Source organism: Chlorobium sp., assembly GCF_049593655.1.
Taxonomy (GTDB): Bacteria; Bacteroidota; Chlorobiia; order Chlorobiales; family Chlorobiaceae; genus Chlorobium.
Genome location: NZ_JBAWHG010000035.1, coordinates 39,856 through 62,610, shown reverse-complemented (window position 1 = coordinate 62,610; position 22,755 = coordinate 39,856). Strand labels below are relative to the sequence as shown.

General features: G+C 56.5%; 20 protein-coding genes. 17 read left to right on the top strand and 3 right to left on the bottom strand.

The window, feature by feature from the left end; genetic code table 11:
* From WBP50_RS05605 to WBP50_RS05530, 16 genes are all read left to right on the top strand, one after another.
* Window positions 1-617, top strand: a 617-nt coding sequence (locus WBP50_RS05605) for a L,D-transpeptidase (protein WP_423932293.1), incomplete at its 5' end; no start/stop codon positions are given.
* 247 nt (window positions 618-864) lie between these two features.
* Complete coding sequence (locus WBP50_RS05600) at window positions 865-1,338, top strand: methylated-DNA--[protein]-cysteine S-methyltransferase (RefSeq protein WP_423932303.1); 474 nt, start codon at window positions 865-867, stop codon at window positions 1,336-1,338.
* Between the two features lie 402 nt (window positions 1,339-1,740).
* The gene (locus tag WBP50_RS05595) at window positions 1,741-2,604 is read left to right on the top strand and encodes a helix-turn-helix domain-containing protein (protein WP_423932292.1); all 864 of its coding nucleotides are present in this window, start codon (window positions 1,741-1,743) and stop codon (window positions 2,602-2,604) included.
* A 5-nt stretch (window positions 2,605-2,609) separates the two neighbouring features.
* Complete coding sequence (locus tag WBP50_RS05590; protein WP_423932290.1) at window positions 2,610-3,761, top strand: efflux RND transporter periplasmic adaptor subunit; 1,152 nt, start codon at window positions 2,610-2,612, stop codon at window positions 3,759-3,761.
* Window positions 3,762-3,828: 67 nt separating this feature from the next.
* Window positions 3,829-7,017 carry an efflux RND transporter permease subunit gene (locus tag WBP50_RS05585; RefSeq protein WP_423932289.1) on the top strand — a complete coding sequence of 1,063 codons (3,189 nt, stop codon included), beginning with the start codon at window positions 3,829-3,831 and terminating at the stop codon, window positions 7,015-7,017.
* Window positions 7,018-7,039: 22 nt separating this feature from the next.
* Window positions 7,040-8,479: an efflux transporter outer membrane subunit gene (locus WBP50_RS05580; RefSeq protein ID WP_423932288.1), complete on the top strand. Its 1,440-nt coding sequence runs from the start codon at window positions 7,040-7,042 to the stop codon at window positions 8,477-8,479.
* Between the two features lie 20 nt (window positions 8,480-8,499).
* Window positions 8,500-9,792 carry an NAD(P)/FAD-dependent oxidoreductase gene (locus WBP50_RS05575; RefSeq protein ID WP_423932286.1) on the top strand — a complete coding sequence of 431 codons (1,293 nt, stop codon included), beginning with the start codon at window positions 8,500-8,502 and terminating at the stop codon, window positions 9,790-9,792.
* A 524-nt stretch (window positions 9,793-10,316) separates the two neighbouring features.
* On the top strand, window positions 10,317-11,303 hold the full coding sequence (locus WBP50_RS05570) for an arsenic resistance protein (RefSeq protein WP_423932302.1): 987 nt from the start codon (window positions 10,317-10,319) through the stop codon (window positions 11,301-11,303).
* A 289-nt stretch (window positions 11,304-11,592) separates the two neighbouring features.
* Window positions 11,593-12,000 (top strand): OsmC family protein, encoded by a 408-nt coding sequence (locus tag WBP50_RS05565; RefSeq protein ID WP_423932284.1) that lies wholly within the window; start codon window positions 11,593-11,595, stop codon window positions 11,998-12,000.
* Between the two features lie 133 nt (window positions 12,001-12,133).
* Window positions 12,134-12,595: a DUF134 domain-containing protein gene (locus tag WBP50_RS05560; protein ID WP_423932283.1), complete on the top strand. Its 462-nt coding sequence runs from the start codon at window positions 12,134-12,136 to the stop codon at window positions 12,593-12,595.
* Window positions 12,585-13,775 carry an iron-containing alcohol dehydrogenase gene (locus WBP50_RS05555; RefSeq protein ID WP_423932281.1) on the top strand — a complete coding sequence of 397 codons (1,191 nt, stop codon included), beginning with the start codon at window positions 12,585-12,587 and terminating at the stop codon, window positions 13,773-13,775. Before WBP50_RS05560 ends, WBP50_RS05555 begins: the two co-directional genes overlap by 11 nt.
* A gap of 178 nt (window positions 13,776-13,953) precedes the next feature.
* Complete coding sequence (locus WBP50_RS05550) at window positions 13,954-16,800, top strand: tetratricopeptide repeat protein (RefSeq protein WP_423932279.1); 2,847 nt, start codon at window positions 13,954-13,956, stop codon at window positions 16,798-16,800.
* A 27-nt stretch (window positions 16,801-16,827) separates the two neighbouring features.
* Window positions 16,828-18,333 (top strand): glycosyltransferase, encoded by a 1,506-nt coding sequence (locus WBP50_RS05545; protein ID WP_423932278.1) that lies wholly within the window; start codon window positions 16,828-16,830, stop codon window positions 18,331-18,333.
* Window positions 18,330-19,448 carry a glycosyl hydrolase family 8 gene (locus tag WBP50_RS05540; protein WP_423932277.1) on the top strand — a complete coding sequence of 373 codons (1,119 nt, stop codon included), beginning with the start codon at window positions 18,330-18,332 and terminating at the stop codon, window positions 19,446-19,448. Before WBP50_RS05545 ends, WBP50_RS05540 begins: the two co-directional genes overlap by 4 nt.
* A gap of 168 nt (window positions 19,449-19,616) precedes the next feature.
* Entirely contained in the window at window positions 19,617-19,808 is a 192-nt protein-coding gene (locus WBP50_RS05535; protein WP_423932275.1) for a hypothetical protein, read from the top strand.
* A gap of 255 nt (window positions 19,809-20,063) precedes the next feature.
* Window positions 20,064-20,261, top strand: coding sequence for a hypothetical protein (locus tag WBP50_RS05530; RefSeq protein ID WP_423932274.1), 198 nt, complete (start codon window positions 20,064-20,066; stop codon window positions 20,259-20,261).
* Between the two features lie 125 nt (window positions 20,262-20,386).
* On the opposite strand, the gene WBP50_RS05525 is transcribed toward WBP50_RS05530, so the two are convergent.
* Complete coding sequence (locus WBP50_RS05525) at window positions 20,387-20,800, bottom strand: hypothetical protein (RefSeq protein ID WP_423932273.1); 414 nt, start codon at window positions 20,798-20,800, stop codon at window positions 20,387-20,389.
* A gap of 70 nt (window positions 20,801-20,870) precedes the next feature.
* Window positions 20,871-21,326 carry an SET domain-containing protein gene (locus tag WBP50_RS05520; protein ID WP_423932271.1) on the bottom strand — a complete coding sequence of 152 codons (456 nt, stop codon included), beginning with the start codon at window positions 21,324-21,326 and terminating at the stop codon, window positions 20,871-20,873.
* A 230-nt stretch (window positions 21,327-21,556) separates the two neighbouring features.
* Here WBP50_RS05520 and WBP50_RS05515 point away from each other — a divergent pair, with 230 nt between their 5' ends.
* A complete protein-coding gene (locus tag WBP50_RS05515; protein ID WP_423932269.1) occupies window positions 21,557-21,961 on the top strand; it encodes a hypothetical protein in 405 nt (134 codons plus the stop codon).
* A 69-nt stretch (window positions 21,962-22,030) separates the two neighbouring features.
* Here the strand turns inward: WBP50_RS05515 and WBP50_RS05510 are convergent, their stop codons facing one another.
* Entirely contained in the window at window positions 22,031-22,534 is a 504-nt protein-coding gene (locus tag WBP50_RS05510; RefSeq protein ID WP_423932267.1) for a DoxX family membrane protein, read from the bottom strand.
* Between the last annotated feature and the right edge of the window lie 221 nt (window positions 22,535-22,755).

Below are 22,755 nucleotides of genomic sequence, written 5' to 3'. Positions count from 1 at the left end.
TCATTGCCCTTGCCATTCTGCCCGTCATGAACCGGGTATGTTGCAGCGAAGGGGTTCTTCGTGAATTTGTCGTTTCAGCGGCAAATGCCTCAGATGCAGTAGTCGGGATGGTTTCCTGGATAAAGGATACCAACGATAATAAAAACAAGCCGTTTGCGCTGATTGATAAAAAGAACGCAAAAATTTTCGTTTTCAATGCAGAAGGCCAGCTGGTAGCATCCGGGCCGGTACTGCTTGGAGTTACAAAGAAGGATCATCTCGATCCAAACACCATGTACGCAAGCAACGACGAACTCGCTGTCGATAACCGGGTTACTCCTGCAGGCAGATTTCAGGTAAAAAACGGCCGGGATCTTCATCGAAAGGAGCTGCTCTGGTTTGATTACAGCAATGCTCTTGCGCTTCATACGGTCATCAAGGTGCCCGGTCAGCAGAGAGCAATGCGATTGCGGTCAGAAACACCGAAAGACAACCGGATCACATGGGGGTGCATCAATGTATCTGTTCCGCTCTATTCGACTGTAATCAGCCCGTTATTCAAACCAGGGGGCGGCATTATCTATGTCATTCCTGAAGAAACGGGAATAGGCGATTTCATCAACAGAGGATTTCGCTGAACGGTAAGGCCTGCGAGCCTCCGCCACCCGGATCGATCCCGTCTCATCCCCCGATTATCCAGCCTCAGGCCGGGTCTGGTCGTCCTTCCTGTTGGCAGGGCTTTTTCCGGATCGGGTTCCTTTCTTATTTTACCGAACAGCAACACGGATGACTGAACGTTTTTCCTTCGGCGGGCGTTTTCTGCACGCAGTCGCTTACGGCGCATTCGGAATCTATCGGGAAGTTTACCAACAGGAGTTCGGTTTCATGATCCTCTCTTTGCAGCAGACGGCAGCAGGCCGCATCGGAATAGCCGAGTGCGAAGGCGCATTGACCAATCTCTATTTTGAGTCGGACCCTTTGCCCGGAGATGCCGAGATCGGCGAAACGGCGTTTCTCCGGGAGGCGTTCAGGCAGTTGCAGGCATATTTTCAGGGAGGTCTCAGGGAGTTCGACCTGCCGCTCGATCCACGGGGCACGCCCTTCATGCGCGAGGTGTGGAGGCATGTCGCCGCAGTGCCGTACGGCAGGACCGCTTCGTACCGCGATGTCGCCGTGGCTGCAGGGAACCCGAAGGCCGTGCGTGCCGTGGGTATGGCGAACCGCCTGAACCCGGTGCCGGTGTTCATCCCTTGTCACCGCATTATCGGCAGCGACGGAAAACTGACCGGCTACCGTGGGGGTCTTCCGCTGAAGGAGCGTCTGCTCGATCTGGAGCGCTGCCGCTGTGCGGGGGGGTGATATCTATGCCATATGCCCGCTTCTCCGGAGCCGAGAAATAACGCTCACGGGCACGAAAATTTCCGCTCCTTCCGATGTCTGCCGGAATAAAAAATATCGGAAAAGTTCATTATATCTTATCCTGTACCGTAATCGGGTTTACTCCCGTTGTTTCGTTCAGGTTAAAAAATTAAGAAAAACCGCTGCGTTTCGCAGGGCAGTTGGCAGGTACGTTTCAGTAGGAAAAACAGGCGCGAAAGGCTTTTTTTGCTTTACAGGGAAAGCTTTCCCTGGAGGGCTTTCGCTATGGTTGGTTTGAAAAGTGCATTTTTTAGGGATAATTGTCCATCGTATTTAATGCATCTTCGTTATATGTTTATGTTTGGATTGTGCAAAATTCAGTTAACGATTGATTAAAGACACGTGAATCCCAGGCATGATATTCCGCTTGCCCGTCTCGAGAACTGCTTTTTTGAAATAGCAGAGTTCAGCGAGTTGGGGTCAGAAATTGTGCGAGAGCACCATCGGCACGATTTTTTTGAAATTCTCTGGTCGACCTCGGCCACGGGGAATTTCCATTATATCGACTTCGAGCCGCATCCCGTAGAGGCCGGACTGATGTACCTCATGGCTCCCGGACAGGTGCATGCCTATTCCGGACAGGCGCCTTCTGGCTGCTATATCGCTTTTTCCGTTGATTTTTTCAGCAGCATCATGGAGCCCGAGTTCTCGATTCTGTTCAATCCCTTCGTCAACTCCGGCATCAGAATTCCCGAAAAAGCGGTGACTCCGCTCCAGCAGCTTGTCGATCTGATGTTTCTTGAAAGCCGGGGAAAGAACGATTTCTGCATTCTTCTGTCCTATCTGAAGACCTTTCTCCTGCACATCGCCCGTCTGCATCGCGAGAAGAATTTTTCCTTCGACAAGAACGGCAAGCGCATGAGCCAGCTCTTCGAGATGATCGAAAAGCATTTCCGCAAGGAGCGGCATGCGGAGTTTTACGCTTCGGCTCTCGGTATCACTCCGAAACGCCTCAACGAGATTCTGCACGAGAAGTTCGATGTGACGCTTACCCGCATTCTGCACTCGCGCCTCATCCTCGAAGCGAAACGCGAAATCGCTTACGGCAGAAAGAGTTTCAAGGAGGTTTCCTTCGAACTCGGGTTCAGCGATCAGTCCTATTTCAGCAGGTTTTTCAAGGCGCAGACAGGATATATGCCGGCGGATTTCCGCAAGCATATCGTATCCCTTTCAAGTACCGGCAATGGATTACTACCTATAAAATAAAAGAGATGATGATGACGATCTACAGACGATTTTTGAGAATGCCGGTTTTTGCGGCTTTTTTTGTGCTTCCGCTGGCATTCGCAGGCTGCGGAGGCCAGCAGGGATCGGGCCCGCAGGCCATGCCTCTGGCCGCGCTGAAGCTGAAGCCGGAAGCGGCAGTCGTGATGCAGGAATTCCCTGCCAGGCTTGAAGGGAAGGTGAACGTTGAAATCCGGCCGCAGGTCGACGGCATTCTGGAGAAGATCTATGTGGACGAAGGCGCGCTGGTCCAGGCCGGTCAGCCGCTTTTCCGCATCGACAGCCGTCTCTACCGGGAACAGTACAACCAGGCGCTTGCCGCCCAGCATGCTGCCGAAGCCGCAGCCTCCATCGCAAGGCTCGATGTCGACAAGCTTGCGCCGCTGGTCAGGAACAAGGTGGTTTCCGATATCCAGCTCAAAAGCGCAAAGGCGTCGCTGCTGGCTGCAAACGCCAATGTCGAGCAGGCGAGAGCTTCGGCGCAGTCAGCCCGCATCAATCTCGGCTATACGGTGATCAGCGCACCGGTCGGCGGCTATATCGGCACCATCCCGTTCCGCACGGGAAGCCTGATCGCGCGAACCGGCTCCACGCCGCTGACCATGCTTTCGGACGTGCGCGAGGTGTACGGCTATTTCAGCATGAGCGAGGCCGATTTCATGCAGTTCCGGCGTCAGTACGAGGGTGCGACGCTCGAGGAGAAAATCCGGAACGTTCCGCCGGTGACGCTGCTGCTTGCCGACGGAAGCACCTATCCGGAAAAAGGTCAGCTTGAAATGGTGGGCGGTCAGTTCGACGAGTCGACGGCGGCAATCGCCGTGAGGGCGGTGTTCCCCAACGAAAACGGACTGCTCCGGACGGGCAATACCGGCCGGGTTCGGCTTGAAAGCCGCTTCGAAGGCGTGCTGCTGGTTCCGCAGGCTGCAACCGTCGAGATGCAGGACAAGGTTTTCGTCTTCAGGCTCGACAAATCGGGAAAGGTCCACCGCACGGCGTTCACGGTTAGCGGCAAAAGCGGCGACAGCTACATTGCCGGCGGGGAGCTGAAGCCCGGCGACGTGATTGTGACCAGCGGTCTCGGCAGGCTCCAGGACGGTATGGCTGTCAAGCCGGTGTTCGACAAGGCGCCTCAGAAATAAACGGAGAGGCTCCCGCTATAATTGTTTTTCGGAAAGATTCACGGATGGCTTAATTCCCAGAGATACTATGTTTGAAAAATTTATAACACGTCCGGTACTTGCCACAGTAGTTTCCATCGTGCTGGTGATTCTCGGCATTGTGGGCATGGGCCGCCTGCCGGTCACGCAGTTTCCCGATATCGCGCCTCCGAGCGTTGTGGTAACGGCAATGTACCCCGGCGCAAGCGCCGAAACCATAGCCCGTTCGGTTGCGCCTTCGCTCGAGGAGGCGATCAACGGCGTCGAGAACATGACCTACATGACCTCGACTTCGGGCAACGACGGCATGCTCACCATTACGGTCTACTTCAAGCTCGGCACCGATGCCGACCAGGCTGCCGTGAACGTGCAGAACCGCGTTTCCCAGGCGCAGAGTCAGCTCCCTTCGGCGGTAATCGAACGCGGCATCACCACGGTGAAGCAGCAGAACAGCATGATCATGGTCATCAGTCTCATCAGCGACAGTCCGAATTACGATGAGACCTTTCTGCAGAACTATGCGAAAATCAACCTTATTCCGGATATCAAGAGGGTGCCGGGCGTCGGTCAGGCAAGCGTATTCGGCAACAAGGACTACTCCATGCGCATCTGGCTGAAACCGCAGCAGCTTGCGGCATACAGCCTGACTCCGGCGGAGGTCGCTGCGGCCATTCAGTCGCAGAACATCGAGGCGGCGCCGGGCAAGTTCGGCGAGGGAAGCCGTGAAGCCATGGAGTTCATCATCAAGTACCGGGGAAAATTCAATACCACGGAGGATTTCGGCAATATCGTCATCCGCTCGGGCCAGGACGGCATGCAGCTCAGGCTCAAAGACGTGGCCCGCATTGAACTGGGCTCTTACGACTATACCGTAAACTCGAAAGTCGACGGACGTCCCTCGGTGACCATGGCCATCTACCAGGCGGCGGGCTCCAACGCAAACGCCATTCAGACCGAGCTGCAGCAGGTTCTCGACAAAGCCTCGGAGTCGCTTCCCGCAGGGATAAGCTATGCGGTGCCCTACAGCACCAAGAAATCGCTCGACGAGTCGATCGAACAGGTCATCCACACCCTGCTCGAAGCGTTCGCGCTCGTGTTTCTCGTGGTGTTTCTCTTTCTGCAGGATTTCCGATCCACGCTGATTCCGGCCATTGCGGTGCCGGTGGCCATTGTCGGCACCTTTTTCTTCATGAACCTGTTCGGCTTCTCCATCAACCTGCTGACGCTCTTTGCGCTGGTGCTGGCCATCGGCATCGTGGTGGACGACGCCATCGTGGTGGTCGAGGCGGTGCATGCCAAGATGGAGCACCGGGGACTTGCAGCTGCGCCCGCCACCGCGTCGGCCATGAGCGAAATAACCGGAGCCATCATCTCCATCACGCTGGTGATGTCATCGGTCTTTCTGCCTGTCGGATTCATGGAGGGGCCAACCGGAGTGTTCTACCGGCAGTTCGCCTTTACTCTTGCGACAGCGATCCTGATTTCTGCGGTGAACGCGCTGACGCTCAGTCCGGCGCTCTGCGCGCTCTTTCTTGCCGCGCCCGCCGATGGGAGCAAGAAGAAGCTCATCATGTTCAAGGGGTTCGGCACTCGGTTTTTCAGCGGTTTCAACGCAGCGTTCTCCACCCTGACGGAGCGCTACATAAACAGCCTGCGTTTTCTGATCGGCCACAAGTGGCTGAGCATCGGCGGTCTGGTAGCGGTGACGCTCCTGACCCTTTTCTTTTTCAAAACCACGCCGACCGGCTTCATTCCGGACGAGGATAACGGTTTTGCCATGATCACCGTTACGCTTCCTCCCGGCGCCTCGCTCGAACGCACCAACAGGGTGCTCAAGGAAGCCGACGCACTGCTGCACAGGGAGGAGAGCGTCGAGCGGGTGATCGCCGTGTCGGGCGTGAACATCATATCGGGCGCCAACACCCCTTCCGCAGGCATCATGTTCGTTCAGCTCCGCGATATTGCCGAGCGGGGCAAGGTGAAGAATATCCAGTCGATCACCGGCATGATGAACCAGAAGCTCGGCATGCTTACCGACGCGTCGTTCTATGTGCTCACCCTGCCGACCGTGCCGGGTTTCGGCAACGTGAGCGGCGTCGAGTTCGTACTGCAGGACAGAACTGCCGGCAGCCTGCAGAAGTTCAACGATATCTCCAGCAGCTTTATCGGCGCGCTCATGCAGCGCCCCGAATTCGCTTTCGCCTTTACCCCGTTCAATACCGGCTATCCGCAGTACGAACTGGTTGTCGATACCGGTATGGCCGAGCAGCTCGGCGTGAGCACGTCCGATATCATGGCCGTGATGCAGGGGCTCTACGGCAGCATGCAGGCCTCCGATTTCAACCGGTTCGGCCGGTACTACAGGGTGATCATGCAGTCCGAAGCCGCAGATCGGGCCGACCCCTCCTCCCTGAACGGCGTTTCGGTCAAGAACCGGTCGGGATCGATGGTGCCGCTCACCTCGGTGGCCTCCCTGAAAAGGGTGTACGGTCCTGAAACCGTCGATCATTTCAACCTTTTCAACGCTATAGGCATCACGGCAAACGTCAAGCCGGGATTCAGTACCGGCCAGGCGATCACGGCCGTCGAGGAGGTTGCCGAAAAGACGCTTCCTGCCGGTTACAGCTACGACTGGAAAGGCATGAGCCGCGAGGAGACTGAGTCGGGAGGCAAGGCGGCGGCCATTTTCGTGCTCTGTCTCGCCTTTGTCTACTTCCTGCTCGCCGCGCAGTACGAAAGCTATATTCTGCCTTTTGCGGTGATGCTCTCCATTCCGACCGGACTGCTCGGCGTGTTTCTCGGCATCAAGCTGGCGGGAATCGACAACAACATCTACGTCCAGGTGGCGATCGTCATGCTTATCGGACTGCTGGCCAAGAACGCCATTCTGATCGTCGAATACTCCATCCAGCGCCGGAGAGCGGGAAAGGACCTCGTGCTCTCTGCGCTCGAGGGATCGAGGGCAAGGCTTCGTCCCATCCTCATGACCTCGTTCGCCTTCGTGGTGGGACTGCTGCCGCTCCTCTGGGCTTCCGGGCCGTCGGCTCTCGGCAACCACTCGATCGGCTGGGCCGCTGTTGGCGGCATGCTCAGCGGCGTACTGCTCGGCATTTTCATCATCCCGGTGCTGTTCGTGATCTTTCAGGCTCTCCAGGAGAGGATTTCCGGTCCGGCTCACCGGATCGAGGTGGTCCATGCTCCCGTGCTCGACGATGCGGACGATACTCCTGATTTTTAACGGTGTCCAATAACAGAACGATATGCAACCAACGATAAAGAGTGTTTTCAGGACCCTTCGGGCGTCCGGTTTTCCGGTGTTTCTCATTTTGGGGCTGGCCGCCTGCAGCGCCACGGCGCCCTACAGGCGTGCTGAGGTGAACCTGCCCGGATCCTACCGGGGTGCGGGGTCGGCTTCCGGGCAGCAGGCGATAGGGGAAATTCCCTACCGCAGCTTTTTCAGCGATCCGGCGCTCGTTTCCCTTATCGATTCGGCAATGGTCCGGAACTACGATCTGCAGATAGCGCTTAAAAACATCGATTACGCCCAGGAGAGCCTGAAACAGGCGAAACTCGGCTTTCTGCCCTCGCTCTCGCTCAACGCATCGGGAGCGGTCAGCAGGCCTTCCGACAACAGCCTCAACTCCTCAAGCCTGCAGCAGGCACTCGGCCAGAGTTATTCCGAGGACTATTCGCTCTCTCTGGGCACCTCCTGGGAGATCGACATCTGGAGCAGAATCCGCAGCAAAAAGAAGGGCGCGCTGGCCGGTTACCTGAAAACCGTGGAAGCGGCAAAGACCGTGCGCACGAAACTTGCCGCCGACGTGGCGTCCGGTTACTACAATCTCCGGATGCTCGACGCCCAGCTCGATATAGCTAAAAGAAACCTTGCGCTGGCCGACACCACCCTCCATATGATCAGACTGCAGTACGACGCAGGCCAGGTCACCATGCTTGCCGTCGGGCAGCAGGAGGCCGCAAGGCAGGCTGTGCTGCAGACCGTGCCGCAGATCGAGCAGGGGATCGCCGTGCAGGAGCATGCGCTGAGTATTCTTGCGGGCAGTTATCCCGGAGCGGTTGCGCGCGGCAGAAGCCTCGCCGCCATTCCGGTTGCGGACAATCTTCCTGCGGGCATTCCTGCGGCGCTGCTGCAGAACCGTCCCGATGTGCGCGAGGCCGAAATGGCCGTCATGGAGTCGCATGCCGATATGGCCGCGGCAAAAGCGGCCATGTACCCTTCGCTCACCATTACCGCCCAGGGAGGGCTGAACTCTTTCCGCAGCAGCAACTGGTTCACCACACCCGGATCGCTTTTCGGTCTGGTTCAGGGCGCCATTCTCCAGCCGATTTTCCAGCGTGGAGAGCTGAAGGCCGGGTACGAGAAGTCCCGCATCCGTCGGGATCAGGCCGAAATCGCATTCAAGCAGTCGCTCCTGAATGCCGTCGGAGAGGTTTCGGACGCGCTGGTCCGCCTCGACAAGCTCCGCGAGCAGGAGCGGGCCGCAGCGGCTCGGGTCAGAACGCTCGAGGGGGCGGTGCGCAATTCGAACATGCTCTTCAAAAGCGGCATGGCGAACTATCTTGAAGTCATTTCCGTTCAGGGCGGTTATCTCGAGGCTGAACTTGCCCTTGCCGATATACGCCGCCAGCATCTGACGGCCATGGCGGAACTCTACCGTTCCCTTGGCGGAGGCTGGCGCTGAGTGAGCCTTGTGCAGCGGCTATGAAGCGGATCGATATGCTGGTCGTAGGCGGCGGGGCTGCCGGAATGCTTGCTGCTGTCGCGGCGCGTGAAGCTGCGCGCAAACGGCAGATTCCGGATAAGGATTTTTCCATTGTCATTCTGGAGCGTAACGCTCTGCCGGGCGCCAAAATCAGGATATCCGGAGGCGGGAGATGCAATGTCACGCACGCTGCGGAACCGGACGAACTGCTTGCCAGAGGGTTTCTGAACAGGAGCGAACAGCGTTTCCTCCGCCATGCGCTCCATACGTTCAGGAGCGACGACCTGCTTGCGCTTCTCGATCGGCAGGGTGTCAGGTGCGAAGCGAGGCCGGACGGGAAGGTTTTTCCGGTTGCCGGGTTTTCCGCTTCCGATGTCGTGCATGCGCTTGAGCGCATGACGGAGGAGCGCGCCGTTACGATGGAAACCTCCTGCACGGTCGCCGCCATCGAGCGGTTGGAGGATGCTTTTGCCGTTACGGCAGGAGAGCGAACCTTCACGGCGGATGTACTCATTCTCGCGACAGGGGGTGTCTCATACCCCTCGACCGGCAGCAGGGGAGACGGTCTTCTTTTTGCGCGCCGGCTCGGTCACACTATCGTAAAACCCTCACCCGCACTTGCTCCGGTACTGACCATGGAGAAACCCTCCCCGATGCTTGCCGGCGTGTCGCTCCGTTCTGTGGCCCTGATCGCTTCCGCCGGCGGAAAACAGGTCGGCCGAAGGGGGGACGTGCTTTTCACGCACCGGGGCTTTTCGGGGCCTGCCGTGCTTTCGCTTTCAAGGGCGGTTGCGGAACTGTTCAGAACGGAGGGCAGCTGCCGGCTTTTTGCGGATATGTTTCCCGATCTCACTCCGGATGCGCTTCAGGAAACGCTGCTTCTGGAGACGAAGCGCAACGGTGCAAAGCTGGTACGGAAATTCCTGCAGCACAGCCAGGGGGCCCCGCCTTCCGCCCTTATAGCGGTCATCATGCACCAGGCGGGGGTTCCTGCCGATGTGCAGTTGAGCGGGCTTGCCCGCGCCAGCAGACTCTCGCTGCTGCAGACACTGAAGCGGTTTCCCCTTGGCAGCGTCAAAGCCGTACCGCTCGAAGAGGGGGAGGTATCGGCCGGCGGGGTATCACTGACGGAGGTGAATCCCAAAACCATGCAATCCCGCCTCGTGCCTGCTCTTTTTTTTGCCGGCGAACTTCTCGATTATGCCGGAGAGATTGGCGGCTTCAACCTCCAGGCTGCATTCTCGGTCGGTTACCTGGCAGGGAGAAGCGCTGCCGGACTCAGGAGCAGGTAGTCATTGGCCGGCAGCCCTGAGTAGGGATTGCCGGGCGAGTGCATGCGCCGAACGTTTTCTTCCCGATCCGGATTCCTTCCTTCCCTGCATTCAGCTCATCCTTCCTTTCCGATGCTTCATTGCATGCCGCACGATCTTCCTCCAATCCGGAGGGCCGTCGTGATGCATTTGATTTTCATGGGCCGTAACCGGCCCGTGACGCGTAGTTGCGGGATAGGGTCAATTTTTTTATCTGTTTGTTTTATAATGAGATACGGAAAATTTTCCGGAATGTCACAGGGGATTGCAAGTCCGGTGAGCCGCAAGCAGGAGCGTTCGGGGAAGGAACATGAGAAACGAAGCTTGATTTCCATCATTATTTTTATAAATTATGAGCATATGCTTATAAATGATGCATTGGTGCGCTGCTGATGCCGTTTCTCGATCGGTTTTATGGACTTGCTGAAGAAGCATGAATGCGATTCCGTTCAGTTGTGGCTTCCTGCGCTGTCCAACAACAAATTCAACATAAAGGGAAGATGAAAATGTGGAAATATCTCTCATGGCTGCAGAAAAATCTGGTCTGGAGCATTCCTCTGTCCATGTTGGCCGGCCTGGTGTTCGGAAACGTGTCCGATCCGGCATTTCTTCGATCGGCCATTCTGCCGCTTACGTTTCTGATGGTCTATCCCATGATGGTTACGATGAACGTACGTGACCTGTTACATCCCGGGGGTAACAAGCTTCAGGGCGTCACGCTTGCCATCAACTTTCTGCTGATGCCCGCTTTCGGTTACGGCATCGGCCTGCTGTTGTTTCCACATCAGCCCATGATCCGGCTGGCGTTGCTGCTGACCTCGCTGCTGCCTACCTCGGGAATGACGATTTCCTGGACCGGTTTCGCGAAAGGCAATGTGCCTGCAGCGGTGAAAATGACGGTTATCGGTTTGATCGCAGGCTCTTTTCTTGCACCGGTCTATCTCAAGATTCTTTTGGGTGCGGTAGTCGAAATTCCGCTGATGCAGGTATTCCTTCAGATAGCCCTGATCGTGTTTCTTCCGCTGGTGCTCGGCGCTCTCACACGCAGCTGGCTGATCAGCCGTTTTGGCGAGCAGGAGTACAATCAGCAGATAAAGCCGAAGTTTCCGCCTCTGTCGACCCTGGGTGTACTGGGCATCGTGTTCGTATCCATGGCGTTGAAAGCCAAAAGCATCATCGCGCATCCTGACATGCTACCCAATCTTCTTCTGCCGCTGGTGCTGATATACGCGATCAATTTCTTCGTAAGTACCATCATCGGCAAGATGCTGTTCACCAGAAACGATGCCATTGCCCTGGTTTACGGAACGGTCATGCGGAATCTTTCGATTGCGCTTGCGATCGCATTGGGCGTGTTCGGCGAAAAAGGTACTGATGCCGCGCTGCTGATCGCTTTGGCCTACATCGTGCAGGTGCAGGCGGGGGCATGGTATATCAAGTTCACGGATCGTCTGTTCGGTGATTCGGGTTCTGGTTCGGTGTCTGTTGCCTGATGCGCTCAAGCAGGCATGAATTTCAATCTGCGCGGTAGATTCCGGCAGTTCGGATCACCCGCTGCCGTTTCCCCTGAAAGCCTGCAGGATATTTTCCTGCAGGCTTTTTGATTTCGCCTGACCGGATTCCGGCTCTCCGGGCTCGATCCGAGCGCCATTTCCCCATTTATTTTTTTGTTTTTGTTTAAATATGGGCATATGCTTATGATTGATTGTGGCGGGAAGGCGTGCGGCTTTTTTGCTGCCGAACTCGAAACGGTCAGAAAAAAACGATTTAATCAGTAGCACCATGAGCAGTGATATGATCATCACCTTCGAAGGAGGAAAAAAAGTGAATGCCGAATTCAAAGGGTTCACCATACAGACCGATCAGTCGGAATACGCGGGCGGAGAGGGTTCGGCGCCTGAACCGTTCACGCTTTTTCTCGCGTCCATAGGGACCTGTGCGGGTATCTACGTTTTCTCCTTTTGTCAGAGCCGCGGTATTCCTACCGAGGGAATCCGGCTCGTGCAGTCACACTTTCCTAAAGAGGGCGGACGGGGTATCGGCAGGATCGTGCTGACGATCGAGGTTCCTCCGGATTTTCCGGAAAAATACCGGGACGCAGTGGTGAATGCAGCAAACCTCTGTGCCGTGAAAAAGCATATACAGGACCCTCCGGTTTTCGAGGTTGTGACGGCCAGTGCCGGCAAGTGATTTCGTGACGGCTCATGAACAGGTCGTCAGTCATGGCAGTACAGAGCATAAACCATTGCCGTCCGCACTTCGGTGGTGACTGAAAACGTGGAGAACCGCCAGGAAGATCAAGGGTTATCAGGAAAAAACGCGTATGAAGCAGAACAGGGTTGGCCGGCCGATGAGCTGCCGGTGTATCGAGGACCTGCCGAAATTCACCTGCTTCAAGCCGGAAGGCATCTCTCCGTCGAGGCTTGAGAGCGTCGTGCTCACCGTCGATGAGGTCGAGGCGCTCCGGCTTGCCGACAAGCTGGGTCTTTACCAGGCCGAGGCCGCAGCGAAAATGAAGGTGTCGCGGCAGACTTTCGGCCGCATAATCGAGTCGGCTCATAAAAAGGTAGCCGTAGCGATCGTTGACGGCAAATCGATCTGCGTCGAGGGCGGAAACATCGAACAGGTCTGCGGAGAGGCCGAAACAGCAGGAGAGAACATCTGCGTCTGCCTGTATTGCGGTTTTGAAAAGCCCCATATCGAAGGTATTCCCTGTCGCATGGATCTGTGTCCGGATTGCGGCAAGCCGCTCATTCGCAAGGGGAGGTGCAGCAGTGTCGTCTGAACCCCTGCCGGTTTTTTCCCTTCTCAGGTTGCCTGCGCTCCATTTCGGAGCCGGCAGCTTTTCCTCTCTTCCAAAACTTGTATCGGGATTCGGCAGGAACCCCATGATCGTGACCGGCAGTCGTTCGCTCGAAGCTTCGGGTCGTCTCGCCCGGCTGTTTGCGGAGCTGCAGCGTGAATGCTCGGGTTTCCTGCATACGACCGTTCCGGCAGAGCCCACTCCGGAACTGATAGACGCTGCAGTCGAGTCGGGCCGGAAGGGCGGAACCGATACGGTGATCGCGATTGGCGGCGGCAGTGTTATCGATGCCGGCAAGGCGGTTTCGGCCATGCTGCTTCAGCGCCATCCGGTCGAGCGTTTTATCGAGGGTCGCCCCGGTTTCCTCGAACACGACGGAAGGAAGGTTCCGTTTCTTGCCGTACCGACAACCTCCGGCACCGGTAGCGAAGCTACCTGCAACGCGGTGATCAGCCGGATAGGGGCCGACGGGTTCAAGCGCTCCCTGCGCCATCCGGCTTTCGTGCCGGAGGTCGCGGTGCTCGATCCCGAACTGCTCTGTTCGGCTCCGCGTCATCTGACCGCCTCGTCCGGAATGGACGCCTTTACGCAGCTTATGGAAGCATGGGTATCCCCGTTCGCTTCACCGTATACCGATCTGCTCGCTTTTCACGGTCTGGAATACTTCAGCCGGTCGTTTCTGAAGGCCTGTTCGGACGGGGCTGCAGACCTGGCGGTACGCGGCGATATAGCCTATGCGGCGTTTCTTTCGGGCGCAGTGCTCGGCAATGCCGGACTCGGCATCGTTCACGGCTTCGCTTCGTCGGTGGGCGGGGCGTTCGACATTCCTCACGGAGTGCTCTGCGCAATGCTGCTTTCGGAAGCCACGCGGGAAAATATTCTGCGGCTGCAGCTTTCCGGATCCGGCAGTCATGCCCTGCGGAAATACGCCGCGGTCGGCCGGCTGCTCACGGGAAGGGCCGAAGCGGGCACCGAAGAGGGCTGCATGCTGCTGGTGCAGGAGCTTGAGAACTGGCAAAGTCTGCTCGATATTCCGCGGCTCGGCGCTTATGGTATCGGTGCGGGTGATGCGGGTCGCCTTGCCGGAGTGACGCGCAGCAAGAGCAATCCGGTCGACCTCGGGCCCGAGAGTCTTGAGAAAATCCTGCTCGCCTGCATATAGTTGCTTCTGGGGTTTTTAACTTCCTGCGCTGCCACCGATTCATTCCTTTTTGCGAAAGGGCATTTGATGTATATTGAGAGCGGCGTTATCAAACAGATGCCCGGTACGGAGCCGTTTTTCCGGCTGCGCATCGGGATGATCGAAGACAAAGCCTTCCCCCAACACGACAAAGGCTTTTATGAAATCAAGGATTCGGGTAATTCTGATTGCCGCCGCATCGGTGGCGATTGTTGTTGCAACTGCTGTTTTTTTTCAGCGGACGCAAAGTTCCGCAAGCTCCCTGAAAGCGGGGGAGCGTCTTTTTTACGAGCGGAACTATTCCAGGGCTCTTGCCGCCCTTTCGACTGCACATGCGAGAAATCCTGAAGAAGAGCGGGCGGCCTGGTATCTGTATCTGACCTATCTGCGCCTCGATCGACAGAAAGAGGCTGATGCGCTGCTTGCGGATTTGAACCCGAACGGCATTCGAGACAGCGGCATTCTGGCCGAACTCGGCAATTACCATTATGAAAAGAAAGCATATGCCCAGGCCGCCCGCTGCTATGCCGGAAGCCTTTCTCTGGCCGAGAATCCCGCTGTCCGCCGCAGGTATGCGGAGACGCTTGTCTGGCAGAAGAGCTACAGCAGGGCGCTTGCCGAACTCGATCGTCTCCTGCGGAGCAACCCCTCCGACTGGCGGCTCCAGGAGCTCAGAGCCGACGTGCTTTCGTGGGACGGCCAGTATGTGAAGGCGCTCGGCAGGTACCGGGAACTCTGCCTTGCCGGCTATCACAGAGAGGCGATCCTCAAAAAAATGGCGCCGCTTCTCGGATACGCCGCAGCAGATTCAGCAGGAAAGGGTTTCGGCAGGGAGCTGCTCTCGGAAAAGAGCGGCGTCACTGACCCGGCGGAGCGCCCATCTGCCGGGAGCCCGGTGCATCATGCAGAAGGCTCTGAGGTCATCCCTTCCCGAATGTCATCCGTCCCGGATGCGGATCGCGGCAGGGGGCTTGCCGGTAAGGCATCCGTTTCCGGCATGTACCTGCATACTGAAGAGAGCGCAGTGAGGCTGCTCAAACGGCATCCTGACGACGAAGGGCTTTTGCGGAGGGCGATTTCGGCTCACGAGGCCGCAGGCCATCCGGAACAGGCCCTCGCACTGTATGAACGCCTTTTGACAAAGAGGCCGCACGATCCGGCATTGGCGACGGCGGCGGCAAGGACTTTTGCATGGGCGGGAAGGCTTGATCGCGCCCGGCAGCTTTACGGCGCAGTCATACGAGGCGGAAAGGCGACCGACGCGGCAAGGGCTGAATATGCAGAGGTGCTTTACCGGGACAGGGCTTACGGAGATGCTGCGGATCAGTACCGGGAGCTGTGGAAAAAAGGGGCGCTCAAAAGCAAGCAGGCGCTCGACTACTCCCGCGCGCTTATCTCCCTCAGGGAGTATGCGGCGGCATCGGGCGTTCTCGAAGAGCTTCAGCGGCGTGAGCCGGAAAATTCGGGCGTCATCGAGGCCAGGGCCGATCTGGCATTCGCGCTCCGGGAATACGACCGGGCGGAGCGGCTTTACGGCACTCTGATTCAGGCAAGGCCGCAGGACCCCGTGCTTTACGGCAGGCTTGCCGATATCGCCATGGCAAGGCACGATTATCCGAAAGCGCTCGGCATCAGCCGGGACATGCTCCGGAAGTTTCCTTCCAGCGAGAATGCCCTGCTGAACATCGCCCGCATATCGAGCTGGCAGAGGGACTACAGCACCTCTCTGGAGTATTACGACAGGCTTCTCGGGTCGGTTCATGCCAGCTCCCGCCATTACCGGGAAAAAGCGAGGGTGCTCGGATGGATGAGGGCATACGGGAGATCACTTCGCCTCTACCGGGAGGCGGTTTCCCGGTATCCGGAGGATTCCGCTCTCAGGGCCGAGTCGGAGGCCAAGAAGCACTACTACAGGAACGCCTACCGCAGCTCCGTCAGGGCATACAGGAGCTGGCTGCTTGCCGAACCGCACCATCCCGAGGCGCTTTTCGACCTCGGGCAGCTCTACATGCAGCAGCAGCGATGGAGGGAAGCCGCGCAAACCTATGACGCGCTGCTTGCCGATATGCCCGATCACCGGCAGGCGGCAACCGTAAGAAAAAAAATCGATGTTCTTTCTTCCCTCAGGAGGCTTGAAAGCGGTGCCGAATATTTCAGCGCAAAGAGCGCCAGTCGTCTTACCGACGTGAACTGGACCGGCCTGCGCACGGCTCTGTACATGCCCATCAGGGACCGGGTTTCGGTATTTGTGAAGTTCGACCGGAAGGACTACCGTTTCGAATCAGGACGGCATACCCCGTTCAGCAACGCCCTTACGGCAGGGGTGGAATACCGCAACCGGCCGGATATCATGCTGCGGGCCGCATACGGATTCAAGCAGAACTCCGGAGATCTCAGGGACAGTCATACCGGCAGCATCGAAGCCGAAAGCATGCCGCTCGACAACCTTCATGTCGATCTTGCGTTCCGGCGCGAGGAGGTGATCGAGAATTATGAAACATTCAGCAGCCATCTTCAGAAAAGCCGGTGGCAGGGCAGGGTGCTCTACGACGGCTTCCGGCGCTGGAATGCCGGCGCTGATTATGCTCTCGACCGTTATTCCGACGGCAACAGCAGGACAAACATCGGAGCCGATGTCACCGCGCATCTTTTCTATGAACCTACACGCCTGAGCGTGAGCTACCGCTGGCAGAACTACGGTTTCAGCGACAGGAGCGGGGTGTACTTCTCGCCTGAATCGTTCACCACCCATACGTTTGGTCTGGAGTGGCAGCATTTCCTGAATGACGAAGAGCTCTACCGCGGCACAAACGACACCTACTACAGTGCGGCGTACCGGGTGAGTCTCGAACCGGGCAGCAGCCTCTCCCACCATGTCGAGGCCGGCGTATACCGCGACTGGAACAGCCGTTTATCCACCTCCCTGCAGTACCAGCATACATGGAACAGCAAAGAGGCGGTCTACGAGGACGACAGGCTCTCAGCCCAGGCTCAGTGGCATTTTTAGGTAACGCTTCTTAACGCTACGTTTGCGATGCAGCAGAAAAAAAATTTCAGGATTCTCGCGGCCCAGGTGGTTGTGCTGCTTGTTGCCGTCACCATCTACGTGCTCGCGCGAGCCTGGTTTCTCTACCATGCCCGTTTCGATACCTTCGAACGGGTTTTCAGCATCGTGTTTCTGCTTTCGGAACTCTTCATCATGTTTCATGCCTTCGGTTTTTTTTCGAACCTCGTCAGCGAAAGCCGCAAGCATGAACCTTCTCCGCAGGCGGAGCCCGGTCAGGACGCTTCGGTTGCCATCCTCATCCCGGCAAGGCACGAACCGAAACAGGTTGTCGAAAACACCCTGCTTACCTGTATGGGTCTGGCATACCCCAACAAGCGGGTTTATCTGCTGGATGACTCGTCCATCGAAAGTTACAAGCAGGAAGCAAGGGAGCTTGCCGAACGATACGACATTACGCTTTTCACCCGGGCCGACAACAGGGGTGCGAAAGCCGGATTGATCAACGACGTGCTGAAAACCCTTACGGAAAAGTATATCGCCGTATTCGACGCCGACCAGAATCCCATGCCGGGATTCCTGAGAAAAGTGCTGCCTTTCCTGGAAGCCGACGATCGTCTCTCCTTCGTCCAGACGCCGCAGTTCTACTCCAATACCGACGCCAGCCGGGTTGCGCTGATCTCGAACGTTCAGCAGGCGGTGTTTTTCGAGTACGTCTGCGAGGGAAAATCGTCGAAAGAGTCGATGTTCTGCTGCGGCACCAACGTGGTGATACGGCGCAGCGCGCTTGAAGATGTGGGGGGATTCGACGAACAGACCGTTACCGAGGATGTCGCCACAACGCTGAAACTGCACCGGAAAGGGTGGAAGTCCCTTTACTACAACAAGGCTTACACCTTCGGCATGGCGCCTGAGGATCTCGGCTCGTACTTCAAGCAGCAGAACCGTTGGGCGATGGGCAACGTCCAGCTTTTCAGGAAGCTTGTCGTCCTGTTTTTCACCGACATCAGGGTGCTCAAACCCGTGCAGTGGTTCGAATACGCCATAACCTCGACCTACTATTTTATCGGATGGGCCTACCTGTTTCTCCTGGCCGGTCCGATTCTCTACACCTTTTTCAATGTTCCCTCCTATTTCATGGATCCGTCGGTCTACGTACTGACCTTTGTGCCGTATTTCATGCTTTCGCTTCTGGTTTACTATTCGAGCATGGAAAAGAGAAACTATTCCACGATCAACGTTTTCAGGGCACAGATGCTGAGTCTCATGACCATACCGGTTTACATCAGGGCTTCGGTGTCCGGCCTGCTGAATGTCGGAAAAGGATTTCAGGTGACGCCAAAGGACGGAGCGAAAACCGTTCCGCTCCGGGTGCTCTGGCCCCAGCTTCTTTTGTGGGGCGTGCATGTTTCCGCCCTGACGTGGGGGATCCTCAGGCTTTATTACGAGCAGAACGTTTCCCTTCTCATGAACGTTTTCTGGATTGGTTTCCATTGTTTCATGTTCAGCGGAATCTTTTACTTCAACCGTGAATGAAGGTGTTTATTCTTTTGCTGTTTTTCATGGCGTTTCAGCTTTCGATGGTCAACTGTTGTGCGGCTCCTCCGAGCCCTTCGGAGATTGTACGGGGTTCCTGGGAGCATTACCGCCAGGCCTTTATCAGGGAGGGACGGGTGGTGCGCCCAGGGAACGGCAACGATACCGTTTCAGAGGGTGAGGCTTATGCCATGCTTCGGTCCGTGCTCATGGACGACAGGAAGACCTTTGACGAATGCCTTGCATGGACCGAATCCCATCTTTCCCGCAAAACAACCCATGGAGACAGGTTGCTTGCCTGGCATTATGAAAACGGCCAGGTTACCGATTCCACCGCCGCTTCGGACGCAGACATCGACTACGCCTTCAGTCTTGTTCTTGCATCGCGGACCTGGAAGGATGGAAGCTATCTCGATCTTGCCCGGGAGGTGCTCCAGAGCATCCTCATGCACGAAACCGCAGAACGTGAAGGCCGGCTCTATCTGCTGCCCTGGCCTGGAGCTGCCGGCGCACTTCCGGATACGCTGCCCCAGAACCCGTCCTACTATGCTCCGTCGCACTTCAGGACTTTTTACGAAGTCAGCGGCGACAAACGCTGGCTTGAGCTTGCCGACACCGGCTATTACCTGATCGGACGTCTTCAGGAATCCTTCAACGGAGCCAAAGGGTGCGGACTCGTGCCGGACTGGTGCGCCGTCGATCTGCAGGGGAACATAGCACCGCTTCCCGGAAAATCGTCGATCTACGGCTGGGAGTCGGTCAGGGTTCCACTCAGGGTTGCCGCAGACTACCAGATCAGCGGCGACAGCCGCGCCCTGGGCGTTCTTCGGCGTTTCGGTGCGTTTTTCGACCGTGAGTTCAGCCGGAACGGCAGGATTTTTTCCGAATATGCCTGTGACGGCAGAGCCGTTGGGACCTTTGAAAACGCACTGTTCTACAGTGCAGCCTATGCCGCTCTCCGTTCGTCCGGTTTTCAATCGGCTTCCGCCGTGCTCGGGCGTCTCCGGGGATATGTCCGTCAGGATGGCGCGCAATGCTGGTATCAGGATCGCGACGACTATTATGTCAACAGTCTGGCATGGCTTGTAGAGTATCACCACATGAAGAAGCCCTGAAGCATATGTCCGGGGTCTGAAAACGGGGGGACCCGTGAAAGGAGGATGTCTTTACCTCTCCGGAATCAGGTGTCAGGGTGCTTGTTGTGTTTTTATTGTTTGGCATGGAAGTTGCTGATTCTATCTGTAAAGGCGAAAGCAAACCCCAACCCCAAACGGATAGAAGCCATGTCACAGCAATACAAAAACATACTGGACTCCCTCAATGCCATGGGCCTTTATGCCAAGCATGTCAAGAGCACCCTTGAATTTTCCGGACTTGAGGAGGACTCCCGCAGGCAGATAGCGGTCATTCTCGAATCGATGTACGAAGAGTCGTGCCGTCAGGAGAGAGCTTTCAAACAGGCTCTCGCGCACTGAAAGCAACAGAAAACCCCTCGCTCCCGAGGGGTTTTCTGTTGCTTTCAGCTTTTTTTTCAATCAGATAGTAATGCCCGATTGCTGATACAGCCGTATCAGATCGAGTCAGTTGTCTTATATAAGACCAGTTTTATCCGCTTCCTTTCGTTCCGGTTTCAGCCATTTTCATGATTGCATGGGTAATGATTTGTCTGGCACGGGATTTGACGATGATTATATAAAAGCAGAAACAACCCCAAGAAAACGGAGCCGGAAATGTTAAGCAAGGAAATGTATCAGGATTACTTCGAACAGATTCTCGATGTACGGGCAAGACTTATTGCGCAGGCATCTGAAATCGTCAGCGAGGCGGATGACGAGGCGGTGCAGGAAGTTGTCAGGAATATCGCGGCATTCGGAGAGCGCCAGCTTTCGATGGCAGAGGAGCTGAGCCGTCTTCTGTATGCGGCCTGAGAGGGAGATGGACGGCGGCAGGAGCCTGAAACAGTTTAGCTGTTCAGGCGACCTGCCGTTGATTTTCTGTGGCTGAATTCCGTTCCCGATCCGGATGAGCTGAGGTATTTGCTCAGATGCTCCGTTTACTTTTCCGCTTCGAAACGGGACCTGACTTTGGCGACCAGCTGCTTTTCGGTCATACGGTCGCAGGCTTCAACTGCCGTGACTTTCCCGCCAGGCCGATGGACTTTTGCGATCTCTGCGGCAAGTTCCTTTTTCGCCTCGCCGGGGCCGAAAATCCAAATGGTATCGGCACCCCCGAGCAGGGCGATGACCTTTTTGTAGAACGCATGGTACTGGTGCATTCTGCTCTCTTCCGAACTCTTTTCCATTCCAACAGCCTGGGCGACCGACGTGCCTCCCGATTTCCAGCCTCCGGACGGCTTGAAATGGCTTTCAGCCCCGGACTGCAGATGCTGTACGGAGGTGTTTTCGCCTTCAACGGAAACCAGAATGGCTTCCCTGTGGTCGATCCATATACCGGTATGTTTTTTCATGGCTTCGTTCCTTCGGTTGCTGCAGTTGCTAAAGGATACCTCCACACTTCAATATACGGTGCTTTTGTGCCTATTGTCTTGTAGACCACCACTCTTCTCCGTAGTTGTAGAAAAGTTCCTCGCCTTTACGTATGTCGCGCAGGGCATAAATGACGAGTTCCGGCCCGAGAGAGGTTTCCTCGAGGTAGTAGGCCACATTCGGAGTGGAGGAGTGGTTGAACAGCATGCCGTTACCCATGGCGACAAGGCGTTTCTTCTCATCGCTTCCGTAAAAGACGTAGTTGAGCAGCTCCCCCCCGACATCCCTGTCGGTCACCTCCAGCGCCGGACAGCGTTCGACGGTAGCCCCCTCCCTGATGTTTTTCAGCGCAAAAGCCCCTCGTCCGGCAACCGTTGACTGAGCAATGCCGATCGGCCTGCCACCGGCGCTTCCGGTACGGGCTTTCAGGAGAAAGCCGATCGCGATGCCGGCAAGAAGCCCTGTGCCGAGCAGGGCGGAAAAAAGGAGGTACTGATTTTCCATCATAGGTTTTCTGGTGTGCCGAAGTACGCAATGTTACGAAAAAATGGCGATTTCCGGAGGTGATGCGCGCTCTTCATTATTTACGGGAGTTTTTGACCGGTCACACGGCTCCGATCTGAAGGACCTCATTGCCCGTCAATTTTCAGAGGCGGCCCTGGCATTAAAGGCATCGGAATCATCTGCTTTCTTTTCTGGTTGTACATTTCTGACCGAAACCATTATGCTGAGTGTCGATGAAGCCTTTTACCGTTTTACGTTATCTCTGGGCGTTGCCCAATACGGCTCTCGGATTGCTGCTGCTGCCGCCTGCGCTTGTTTCTGGAGGCAGGATAAAACGGATCGGGGGTGTGCTGGAAATCAGCGGCAGGGCGCCGGCATGGGTGCTCGAACGCATTCCCTTCGCCGGACCGGCTGCCGCTCTGACGCTGGGCCATGTGGTGCTCGGCTGCAGCGAGGATGTTCTTGAACGGTGGCGGAGTCATGAGCTGATCCATGTGCGGCAGTACGAGCGGTGGGGTCCTTTTTTTATTCCCGCCTATATGTTCAGTTCTCTTTCCGCCCGTCTGAAAGGGAAGGACGGCTATCTTGCCAACCGTTTCGAAGCTGAAGCTTTTCTGCGTCAACGGGACGTCACCTGAGGATGGCAGCACGCACTGCAACGCCTCAGGCTGTCCTGAAGGATAAGAAAAGGCAAGCCGCAGGGATCATCACCTGAACCAGATCGATTCGGGGTATCGCTCGTGCAGGTTTCTGTCGAGACCGAGCCAGTGGCCGGAGGGCAGAATCATCATCAGTACCGAAAAAATCATGAAGGGTGGCAGGGTGAGGTTGTAGAATCCTCCTGCCGCGAAATTCAGCACCATGAACAGGGCGAAGGCCGCATTTGCCCGCACGGTAAGTCCCAGGGCAAGGCATACCCCGATGATCAGTTCCCCAATGGTGACGATCCATGCTATCGGCAAGGCCAGCGGAATGGCGAAGTGTTCGAGATAGATGGTCTGAAAGTCGTTCAGTGGCGGAGGAGCGTAGAGACGCTCTGTGAAAAAACCGAACATCTTGTCGGTCCACAGCCACCCCCGGGTAAGTTTGTGCCAGAAACCGTAGAGAAAGAAGATCGCGAAAATATAGCGTCCGACAAGGAACATCACGATGCCTGCGGCTTGCAGCGGATGTGCCTTCATGTCTTCCCGCGTCAGGGTAAAGGTACTCATACTACCGTTTTTAAAGCGTTTATCAAAACAGTCCAATATACGAATTTCCTGGAAGTCAAGCTATTGGGGAGTCAGGAGACGGTGGGTAGTAGGCAGTGAGCGGTAGGCGGTAGGCGGGAGGCAGTAGGCGGTGGGCAGTAGGCGGTGGGCGGTGGCGGTTGGGAGTTGTCGGAAATCCAGAATCCAGTCTGCCGGCCCACTGCTTACCGCCTACGTTTTTC

Excerpts from the sequence above, each read along its gene's own strand:
- WBP50_RS05600 (WP_423932303.1), top strand. The coding sequence starts at position 865 with ATGATCCTCTCTTTGCAGCAGACGGCAGCAGGCCGCATCGGAATAGCC.
- WBP50_RS05525 (WP_423932273.1), bottom strand. The coding sequence starts at position 20,800 with ATGAAAAAACATACCGGTATATGGATCGACCACAGGGAAGCCATTCTG.
- WBP50_RS05545 (WP_423932278.1), top strand. The coding sequence starts at position 16,828 with ATGCAGCAGAAAAAAAATTTCAGGATTCTCGCGGCCCAGGTGGTTGTG.
- WBP50_RS05565 (WP_423932284.1), top strand. The coding sequence starts at position 11,593 with ATGAGCAGTGATATGATCATCACCTTCGAAGGAGGAAAAAAAGTGAAT.
- WBP50_RS05585 (WP_423932289.1), top strand. The coding sequence starts at position 3,829 with ATGTTTGAAAAATTTATAACACGTCCGGTACTTGCCACAGTAGTTTCC.
- WBP50_RS05580 (WP_423932288.1), top strand. The coding sequence starts at position 7,040 with ATGCAACCAACGATAAAGAGTGTTTTCAGGACCCTTCGGGCGTCCGGT.
- WBP50_RS05540 (WP_423932277.1), top strand. The coding sequence starts at position 18,330 with ATGAAGGTGTTTATTCTTTTGCTGTTTTTCATGGCGTTTCAGCTTTCG.
- WBP50_RS05575 (WP_423932286.1), top strand. The coding sequence starts at position 8,500 with ATGAAGCGGATCGATATGCTGGTCGTAGGCGGCGGGGCTGCCGGAATG.
- WBP50_RS05570 (WP_423932302.1), top strand. The coding sequence starts at position 10,317 with ATGTGGAAATATCTCTCATGGCTGCAGAAAAATCTGGTCTGGAGCATT.
- WBP50_RS05515 (WP_423932269.1), top strand. The coding sequence starts at position 21,557 with ATGAAGCCTTTTACCGTTTTACGTTATCTCTGGGCGTTGCCCAATACG.
- WBP50_RS05535 (WP_423932275.1), top strand. The coding sequence starts at position 19,617 with ATGTCACAGCAATACAAAAACATACTGGACTCCCTCAATGCCATGGGC.
- WBP50_RS05510 (WP_423932267.1), bottom strand. The coding sequence starts at position 22,534 with ATGAGTACCTTTACCCTGACGCGGGAAGACATGAAGGCACATCCGCTG.
- WBP50_RS05560 (WP_423932283.1), top strand. The coding sequence starts at position 12,134 with ATGAAGCAGAACAGGGTTGGCCGGCCGATGAGCTGCCGGTGTATCGAG.
- WBP50_RS05550 (WP_423932279.1), top strand. The coding sequence starts at position 13,954 with ATGAAATCAAGGATTCGGGTAATTCTGATTGCCGCCGCATCGGTGGCG.
- WBP50_RS05520 (WP_423932271.1), bottom strand. The coding sequence starts at position 21,326 with ATGATGGAAAATCAGTACCTCCTTTTTTCCGCCCTGCTCGGCACAGGG.
- WBP50_RS05590 (WP_423932290.1), top strand. The coding sequence starts at position 2,610 with ATGATGATGACGATCTACAGACGATTTTTGAGAATGCCGGTTTTTGCG.
- WBP50_RS05530 (WP_423932274.1), top strand. The coding sequence starts at position 20,064 with ATGTTAAGCAAGGAAATGTATCAGGATTACTTCGAACAGATTCTCGAT.